The organism is Mycobacterium sp. TH-M116 (genome assembly GCF_057473685.1).
Genome location: NZ_JBYCLC010000106.1, coordinates 1 through 7,825 on the forward strand (window position 1 = coordinate 1; position 7,825 = coordinate 7,825).

Genomic DNA, 7,825 nt, shown 5'->3' on the forward strand with positions numbered 1-7,825 from the left:
CCGAGATCGCCAGGCAACTTGCGGTGCTGCACAACGAGCTGGAGAAGTGGCGAGTCGCGGGCGAGAAAGCGCAGAACGCGCTGGACAACCTAGGCGATGACGCCCCAGAGGAGGAACTCGCGGCGCTCCAGGACGCGTACCTCCACTACTGCTCGAAGCACGACGAGATCGCGCGGCAGATCGAGGGGCTGGAAGACCCCGAAAACCACACGTGAGCCGAGCGCTCGTTCAGCTATCAGCGCCTTCTGCTCCGATCGCCCCGGAAATGGCCCGAACGATATATAGTGTGAGGTGGCTCTATATATATACTCTGGTGGAGGTTCGTTGCGGTGACAAAGCGCTTGATTGACTTGGACGACGACCTCTTGGTCGCTGCACAGAAGGAACTTCATACCTCTGGCGTCACCGACACCGTTCGCCTCGCATTGGAACAAGCCGCGGCGCGATCGGCCCGTGCGCGTCAGGTAGCCTGGCTGCGCGACGGTGGTCTGCAGGACATGGCCGGTACTGACCAGCGAGACGATGTGTGGCGCTGATCGCCCGCTATCTCATCGACACCAGCGCGGCAGCGCGGATGACCGACGCCCAGATCGCTGACCGGCTTGGCCCGTTGATCGAATCCGGGCTGGTGGCCACCACCGCTCAATTAGATGCCGAGGCGCTCTGCAGTGCGCGCAATGCCCATGAATACGAACAACTTTGGTCAGATCGGCGACTGGCCTACGAGTATCTTCCCACCAACGACGAACACTGGCAGACGGCGCTCGACGCCCAGCGAACGCTTGCCCGGCAAGGTCGACACCGTGCCGTCGGGATGGCCGATCTGCTGATCAGCACACTAACGGCCGAGCACGACCTCACGCTCATCCACTATGACGCCGACTTCGATATCGCCGCCGAAGTTCTTCCAATCCGGCATCGTTGGGTCGCACAACGCGGAAGTGTCGATTGAGACCACCTGATGCGAGTTCGCATCGAGCCGGGGAGCCGCCGGTCCGGATCGTGGACCTGCCCCAGATTGGATGAGAACGAACACCAGCAAACAGGACGGCGTCCTCGCACATCGAGGCCATCCAGGGCGACCAACCAAAGCGATCCGACACCAACCGTTTAGCGAATCTGGAGTCCATGGCATCTTGCCGAAACGACCGAATGCGGGCAGATCGAATATTGAGGGTTACCGGTAACGTGCCTGAGACCGCGAGGCGACTATGACTTGTCATTCAATGGGTTTGGCCATGTATTTGGACCCGGAGCATCCCGGAGCAGCGTATGCGTGTGATCACCTGAGTTGGCCCCAGTTGGGTCGTTTTTCTGCACGAATTTTGGCTCCACCTGGGCGGTGATCCGCTGCGCGGTGGGGTCAGCGTGTCGTCATCATGGTGCGAATCTGCGTCGCGACAGCGACAACTGCCTAACGCTGATCGTCAGTAACGCGTTCGGCGCCAGCGGCTTTCAGCAGCTGGTCGCCATCCAATCGGTGACTTAACTGACACAACCCACCATCTCCCAGCGCCTCAAGGTGCTCTGCACCGCTGGATTGCTGGTCGGCGAACGGCGTGCATCATGGTCTTACTGGATCATGAAACACAATGTGCTACAGAAATTCTCGCTGATTCCGGAAACCGCCCCAATGACACCGACGTCGATGTCACTGCTGGTTACCGGGCCATGACGCCTCGGGCCGTCCCGAGCGCTTCCAGCGCGGGTATGCCCACCGGTTCGGTGGCAAGCAACGGCACCACCGCAACCCGATTCGCGTGCCGGCCCCTCACCTTGTCGATCTCTGGTAGTTCCGCGATGGCGCGCTGCCGGAGCAGTGGTGCGGTCGGGTTTGCGGCCGCCAGGGAGTTGTTGACCACCCAGGCCCAGGGGCGGATGCCGGCGCGTTCGAGTTCGTCCTGCAGTCCGGCCGCTTCCAGGACCGGGGTGGTCTCGGGCAGGGTGACGATGATGACTTTGGTTTGCTGCGGGTCCTGCAACCTCATCAGCGGAGTCGTGAAGTGTCGATCGCCCAGTTGCCGGGCAACCTCGCGATGGTAGGAGCCGGTGGCATCGAGGAGCAGCAGCGTGTGCCCGGTCGGGGCAGTGTCGACGACGACGAACTTGTGCAGCGATTCACCGATGACCCGTGAGAATGCCTGGAACACGGCGACTTCCTCGGTGCATGGCGAGCGAAGATCCTCGGCGAGGGTCGCCCGGCCTTCCTCATCGAGTGCGGCGCCCTTGGTGGCCAGCACATGGTCGCGGTAGCTGCGGGTCGCCTCGGCCGGGTCGATGGTCGACACCTGCAGCTTCTCGAGTGTTCCGTGGAGGGTGTCGGTGAGGTGCGCGGCGGGGTCGGTCGTGGTCAGGTGCACGTGGTGACCACGCTCGGCGAGGGCCACAGCGATCGCGGCGGCGATGGTCGTTTTCCCGACGCCGCCCTTGCCCATGCACATGATCAATCCGTGGTCCCCGTTGGCCAGTTCATCGATCAGATTCGCCAGCGGGGCGTCGATCACGTCGGGGGTCATCTCTTGTTGCACCTGCGGTACGTCAGCATCCGCGGTGAACAGCGACGCCAGGGCGTCCAGGCCGACGATGTTGGTGGGCTTGAGGTCGACGCGGTCCAGCGGCAGCGCCCGTAGTTCGTCGGGAAGCGACGCGACCGCCCGCTGTTCGCGGTCGTGGATCTCCGCAGCGAGCGGGTCGCTGTGCCCGTCAGATGCGGGCAGGACACCGTTGATCACGACGTACTGGTGGGTCAAGCCGATCGCAGCGAGTTCACGGTGCGTGCGGGTGATCTCGGCCAGCGTCGACCTTTGCGCACGGGCCACCAGCACCAGGCGGGTGCGCTGGGGATCGGCCAGCGCGGCGACTGCCCCGGCGTAGACGACGCGTTGTTTCTCCAGACCGGACAGCGGTCCCAGACAGGACGCATCGCCCTTGCCCTCGTTGAGGAAGTCAGTCCACGAGCCCGGCAATTGCAGCAGGCGGATGGTGTGCCCGGTAGGGGCGGTATCGAACAACACATGGTCGAACTGGCCGAGTTCGCCGTCGGAATCGGTGAGCAGTGCGGTGAATTCGTTGAAGGAGGCGATCTCGGTGGTGCACGAGCCGGAGAGCTGTTCGGTGATCGACGCCACCTCCGCGTCCGGCAGCAGCCCGCGCACCGGGCCGACGATGCGTTCGCGGTAGGCGTCGGCGGCCTGTTCGGGGTCGATTTCCATTGCCCACAGACCCTGGATCGCGGGGATCGCGGTGATGGTGTTGCCGATCGTCAGCCCGAAGACCTGTCCGACGTTGGACGCCGGGTCGGTGCTGACCAGCAGCACCTTCTTGCCGCGGCGGGCCAGCGCGATCGCGGTGGCACACGCGATGGAGGTCTTGCCCACCCCGCCCTTGCCGGTGAAGAACAGAAATCGTGGCGGAGCGTCCAGAAACTTCATGGGAGTAGCCGGTTCTTTCAGCAGCAGTCGGTGGCGCCTGAGCTGTCGGTGCTGCAGCAACCGCCTCCGGCAGTGGTCGCCTCGGTGATATCGAGGCTGGTCGGTCCGGCCGGGCCGGGAGCCTCGACACCAGCCCAGGCGGCGAGCTGGGCGCGGTCGGGGTAGCGCCCGGTCATCGCGGTGACTCCATCCACCAGCACCAGCGGCAGCCCGTCGGATCCGGCAACGTGCAGGAACGCTTTCACGGTGTCGCACTCGGCGAACGCGCGGGGTTCGCTTGCCAAGTTGTAGCGGGAAACGTCACCGCCGCGGCTGCGGATGTAATCCAGGTCGGCGGAGAACCTGACCAGTTGTTGGTCGACGTCTTCGCCACATACGCCCGTGGCGCAACACAATGCTGGCTCGAACACCTGAACCTTGCTCATCGAACGATCTCCTTGGTTTCCAACGGTCTTGGTCTGTGCCGGTGCTGTGGTGCGCAGCTGCTCGGCGAGCAGCCGCACCCGGGTCGCGATGTCGTCGCGGATCAGCCGCATGCGCTCGATCCCGTCGATGTCACGTGTGGACGGCTCGTCGATGTCCCAGGTTTCGAACCTGGTGCCTCCGACCGGCTCGACGTGGGCCTCGTTTCCCAGCGTGACGACGATGTCGACGTCGCCGACGAGCTCCGGGTCGATCGGCTTCGGGTGCTCGCCGGTGATGTCGACCCCGACCTCGAGCAAGCATTCCGCCGAGAGGGCGTTGACGCTGGTACCGGGTTTCGTCCCCGCGGAGTGTACATCGACGGTGGGGCCCGTGATCTTGCGCATCAAGCCGGCCGCCATCTGAGACTTGCCCGCGTTCTTGACACACACGAACAGCACCGCGGGCGTGCTCACGGAAGGCTCCCTTGGGGAGGACCAGCGGGGACGAGTTCGCCGATCAGCTTTTCGACCCGGGCCTTGATCTCGTCGCGGATCGGGCGGACCGCCTCGATGCCCTTGCCCGCAGGGTCGGGCAACGCCCAGTCCCGGTAGCGGACACCCGGGAACACCGGGCAGGCGTCGCCGCAACCCATGGTGATCACCACGTCGGAGGACTCGACCGCGCCGGGGGCGAGGATCTTGGGGGACTGGTTCGAGATGTCGATGCCGACTTCGGCCATCGCCTGGACCGCGGCCGCATTGATGGTGTCGGCCGGGGCGCTGCCGGCCGAGCGGACTTCGATCGTGTCGCCGGCGAGATGGGCCAGGAAACCGGCGGCCATCTGGGAACGGCCGGCGTTGTGAACGCAGACGAACAAGACGCTGGGGCGAGGGTCCATGAGTTCAACCATTCCGGGTTTGAAGCTGCTGTGCGGCATCAGGATTCGGTGCTCGATGTGGCCGCTTTCGCGGCCCGCGGCGAGTCTGGCTGCGCCGGTTGCGCGAACCGCTTACGCAGCGCGAGGGAGACGTAGACGAGCGCGACAAGCACGGGCACCTCGATCAGCGGGCCGACCACCCCGGCCAGCGCTTGTCCCGAGGTGGCGCCGTAGGTGGCGATCGCCACCGCGATCGCCAGCTCAAAGTTGTTGCCGGCGGCGGTGAATGCCAGCGTGGTGGTGCGTTCATAGCCCAGGCCGAGGACGGCACCGAGGACGTAACCTCCGCCCCACATGATGGCGAAGTAGGCCAGCAACGGAAGCGCAATGCGCGCGACATCCAAGGGCCGGGAAATGATCTGATCGCCTTGGAGCGCGAACAGGATCACGATGGTGAACAGCAGCCCGTAGAGAGCCCACGGCCCGATCTTGGGCAGGAACCGCGACTCATACCATTGCCGGCCTTTGGCTCGTTCGCCCCAGCGGCGGGTCAGGAAGCCCGCCAGCAGCGGGATACCCAGAAAGATCAGTACCGATTTGGCGATCTGCCACATCGAGGTGTTGATGGTGGTCCGTTCCAAGCCCAGCCAACCCGGCAGCACCGAGAGGTAGAACCAGCCCAGTACGGCGAACATGACCACCTGGAACAGTGAGTTCAACGCCACCAGGACCGCGGCGGCTTCGCGGTCGCCGCAGGCGAGGTCGTTCCAGATGATGACCATCGCGATGCACCTTGCGAGTCCCACAATGATCAGACCGGTGCGGTAGGCGGGCAGGTCGGGCAGCAGCAGCCAGGCCAGCGCGAACATCAGGGCCGGCCCTATGACCCAGTTCAAGACCAGCGAGGCCGCCATGAGCTTGCGGTCGCCGGTGACGGTGTCGAGGCGGTCGTACCGCACCTTGGCGAGCACCGGGTACATCATCACCAGCAGGCCGATGGCGATGGGCAGCGAGATGCCGTCGGCCTCGACGGCGCTCAGCGCGTCACCGAGGCCGGGGATCACCCGGCCCAGAAGCAGCCCCGCGATCATGGCGAGGCCGATCCATAACGGGAGCATCCGGTCCAGCGCGGAAAGCTTTGTGACCACAGCGGGGTGCTCGGTGTGGGCGGGGGCACTCATCGGCTGAACTCCTCGGTGCAAGTGTCGGAGGGATCGCAGGGAGTGGCGGGGCCGCCCTCGATCTGCAGGATGGCTGAAAGTTGCTGCAGGGCTGCCGGAATCGCCCGGTAGTAGACCCAGGTGCCGCGGCGCTGGCTGCCCAGCAATCCTGCCGAGCGCAGCACTTTGAGGTGATGGGAGATGGTGGGCTGGGACAGGTCGAAGGTCGCGGAGATGTCGCACACGCAGGCCTCCCCGCCGGGATGGCTGGCGATCAGACTCACCAAACGCAACCGCACCGGGTCGCCCAGTGCCTTGAACATCGGCACCAGCGTCGCGGCCGAAGCTTCGCTCAGGGGTGCACGGGCCAGGGGCGAGCACTGCGGGGCATCCGCAACGAGGGCTTGTATCGACATTTTTCTATATTGACAGATTCCGAACCAGTTGCCAACCGGTGCGGGCGAAGTGTGACCCGAACCGCTGTCGCCGGCTGTCGCCCAGACAATACGGTGATGAGTGTTTGGTGAAGTAGATCAGGAAGCCATATGCCGCTCGTCGGCGCGATAGCGTTGTGCCTCTGCGGGATTGGCGTCATCGGCGGGATAGGCGTGGATCGTCGCGTCGGTGAGCTTGGGAATCGCGTGCATGAGATCGTGCTCGGCGCCGTGCGCGATTCGATGCGCCTCGGCCAGGCTCAGCGCGGGGTCGATGTCGAGTTCGGCCTCAGCGTGCATGCGGTGCCCAACCCAGCGCATCCGTACGCTGTGTACCGATCGGACGCCGGGACGGGCGACCAGGGTGCGGTGGGCTATGTCGACGAGTTCGGGTTCGACACCGTCGAGGAGGCGCCGAAACACGTCGCGGACGGCGGTGCGCAGCACCGCCAGAATTGCCACGGTGATCACCAGGCCGATGATCGGGTCGGCGAGCGGAAAGCCGAGAGCGATACCGCCCGCGGCGAAAAGCACGGCCAAAGAGGTGAATCCGTCGGTGCGGGCGTGGAGCCCGTCGGCGATCAGGGCGGCGGATCCGATGCGCCGGCCGACCCGGATCCGGTAGAGGGCTACCCATTCGTTGCCGACGAACCCGGCCAGCCCGGCCAGCGCGACCCAGCCGACGTTGTCTATCGGCCGAGGCTGGACGAGCCGCATGACGGCTTCGTAGCCCGCGAAGATCGCCGACATCGCGATCATCGCGACCACGAAGAGACCGGCCAGGTCCTCCGCCCGGCCCAATCCGTAGGTGTAACGGCGGGTGGCGGCCTTGGCGCCCAGGGCGAACGCGATCCACAGCGGGACAGCGGTCAGCGCGTCGGAGAAGTTGTGGACGGTGTCGGCGGCCAGGGCGATCGACCCCGAGATGAAGACGATGACGATCTGCACCGCGGCTGTGGTTGCAAGAACCAGCAGACTGGTCTTGACTGCGCGGATCCCGGCCGCGCTGGACTCCAGGGCGCCGTCGAGGCTGTCGGCGGCGTCGTGGGAGTGCGGGGCGAAGATCTCGGTGATCGCGCCACGTAGCCCCCGCGGATGGTCATGGCCGTGATCGTGGTCCGCGCCGAGCGCGCCGTGATGGTTCCTCATCTCGGGTGGGCCTTTCGTGACGGAGGCTCGGCGGCGATGTCGCGCACGCCGGGTTGGTCACGGTGGTGTGAGGGAACGCCGGGGCCGGCGTGTTCGGCGTTGAACACCGCGTCGACAACCAGTCGGCTCACGTGATCGTTCTCCAGGCTGTAGAAGATCGTGGTGCCCGCCCGGCGGGTGCGCACCAGTCGGGCCATCCGGAGCTTGGCCAGGTGCTGGGACACCGACGGCGCGGGTTTGTCCACGCGTTCGGCCAGGTCGGTGACCGACAACTCCTCGTCGATCAACGACCACAACAGCCGAACACGGGTCGCGTCGGCCAGCATCCGGAACACCTCGACGATCAGTCCCACTTGATCCTCGTCCAGT

9 protein-coding genes and 2 pseudogenes are annotated in these 7,825 nt (G+C 65.4%); 3 read left to right on the forward strand and 8 right to left on the reverse strand.

Annotated elements, in window-relative coordinates:
• The 3 genes from AC2VOK_RS05125 to AC2VOK_RS05135 all read left to right on the forward strand — a co-directional run.
• Window positions 1-215, forward strand: a 215-nt coding sequence (locus AC2VOK_RS05125) for a hypothetical protein (protein ID WP_428899521.1), incomplete at its 5' end; no start/stop codon positions are given.
• A 114-nt stretch (window positions 216-329) separates the two neighbouring features.
• The gene (locus AC2VOK_RS05130; protein ID WP_428899522.1) at window positions 330-536 is read left to right on the forward strand and encodes a DUF2191 domain-containing protein; all 207 of its coding nucleotides are present in this window, start codon (window positions 330-332) and stop codon (window positions 534-536) included.
• On the forward strand, window positions 527-952 hold the full coding sequence (locus AC2VOK_RS05135; protein ID WP_428899523.1) for a PIN domain-containing protein: 426 nt from the start codon (window positions 527-529) through the stop codon (window positions 950-952). The genes AC2VOK_RS05130 and AC2VOK_RS05135 overlap by 10 nt, the downstream gene beginning before the upstream one ends.
• A 709-nt stretch (window positions 953-1,661) precedes the next feature.
• On the opposite strand, the gene arsA is transcribed toward AC2VOK_RS05135, so the two are convergent.
• From arsA to AC2VOK_RS05175, 8 genes and pseudogenes are all read right to left on the reverse strand, one after another.
• Window positions 1,662-3,431: an arsenical pump-driving ATPase gene (gene arsA / locus AC2VOK_RS05140; protein WP_428899524.1), complete on the reverse strand. Its 1,770-nt coding sequence runs from the start codon at window positions 3,429-3,431 to the stop codon at window positions 1,662-1,664.
• A gap of 17 nt (window positions 3,432-3,448) precedes the next feature.
• Window positions 3,449-3,856 carry an arsenite efflux transporter metallochaperone ArsD gene (arsD, locus tag AC2VOK_RS05145; RefSeq protein WP_428899528.1) on the reverse strand — a complete coding sequence of 136 codons (408 nt, stop codon included), beginning with the start codon at window positions 3,854-3,856 and terminating at the stop codon, window positions 3,449-3,451.
• Window positions 3,857-3,940: 84 nt separating this feature from the next.
• Window positions 3,941-4,309 (reverse strand): annotated as a pseudogene (locus AC2VOK_RS05150) (arsenate-mycothiol transferase ArsC); the annotation flags it as partial.
• The gene (locus tag AC2VOK_RS05155; protein WP_428899529.1) at window positions 4,306-4,734 is read right to left on the reverse strand and encodes an arsenate reductase ArsC; all 429 of its coding nucleotides are present in this window, start codon (window positions 4,732-4,734) and stop codon (window positions 4,306-4,308) included. The pseudogene AC2VOK_RS05150 and the gene AC2VOK_RS05155, both read right to left, overlap by 4 nt.
• An 89-nt stretch (window positions 4,735-4,823) precedes the next feature.
• Window positions 4,824-5,894, reverse strand: a pseudogene (gene arsB, locus AC2VOK_RS05160) (ACR3 family arsenite efflux transporter); the annotation flags it as partial.
• Entirely contained in the window at window positions 5,891-6,289 is a 399-nt protein-coding gene (locus AC2VOK_RS05165) for an ArsR/SmtB family transcription factor (protein ID WP_428899525.1), read from the reverse strand. The pseudogene arsB and the gene AC2VOK_RS05165, both read right to left, overlap by 4 nt.
• Window positions 6,290-6,406: 117 nt before the next feature.
• Window positions 6,407-7,456 (reverse strand): cation diffusion facilitator family transporter, encoded by a 1,050-nt coding sequence (locus AC2VOK_RS05170; RefSeq protein WP_428899526.1) that lies wholly within the window; start codon window positions 7,454-7,456, stop codon window positions 6,407-6,409.
• Window positions 7,453-7,824 carry an ArsR/SmtB family transcription factor gene (locus AC2VOK_RS05175; RefSeq protein ID WP_428899527.1) on the reverse strand — a complete coding sequence of 124 codons (372 nt, stop codon included), beginning with the start codon at window positions 7,822-7,824 and terminating at the stop codon, window positions 7,453-7,455. The genes AC2VOK_RS05170 and AC2VOK_RS05175 overlap by 4 nt, the downstream gene beginning before the upstream one ends.
• Between the last annotated feature and the right edge of the window lies 1 nt (window position 7,825).

What these genes read in the sequence shown, in the direction of transcription:
- arsA (WP_428899524.1), bottom strand. Translation starts at nt 3,431, where the DNA reads ATGAAGTTTCTGGACGCTCCGCCACGATTTCTGTTCTTCACCGGCAAG.
- arsD (WP_428899528.1), bottom strand. Translation starts at nt 3,856, where the DNA reads ATGAGCAAGGTTCAGGTGTTCGAGCCAGCATTGTGTTGCGCCACGGGC.
- AC2VOK_RS05155 (WP_428899529.1), bottom strand. Translation starts at nt 4,734, where the DNA reads ATGGACCCTCGCCCCAGCGTCTTGTTCGTCTGCGTTCACAACGCCGGC.
- AC2VOK_RS05165 (WP_428899525.1), bottom strand. Translation starts at nt 6,289, where the DNA reads ATGTCGATACAAGCCCTCGTTGCGGATGCCCCGCAGTGCTCGCCCCTG.
- AC2VOK_RS05170 (WP_428899526.1), bottom strand. Translation starts at nt 7,456, where the DNA reads ATGAGGAACCATCACGGCGCGCTCGGCGCGGACCACGATCACGGCCAT.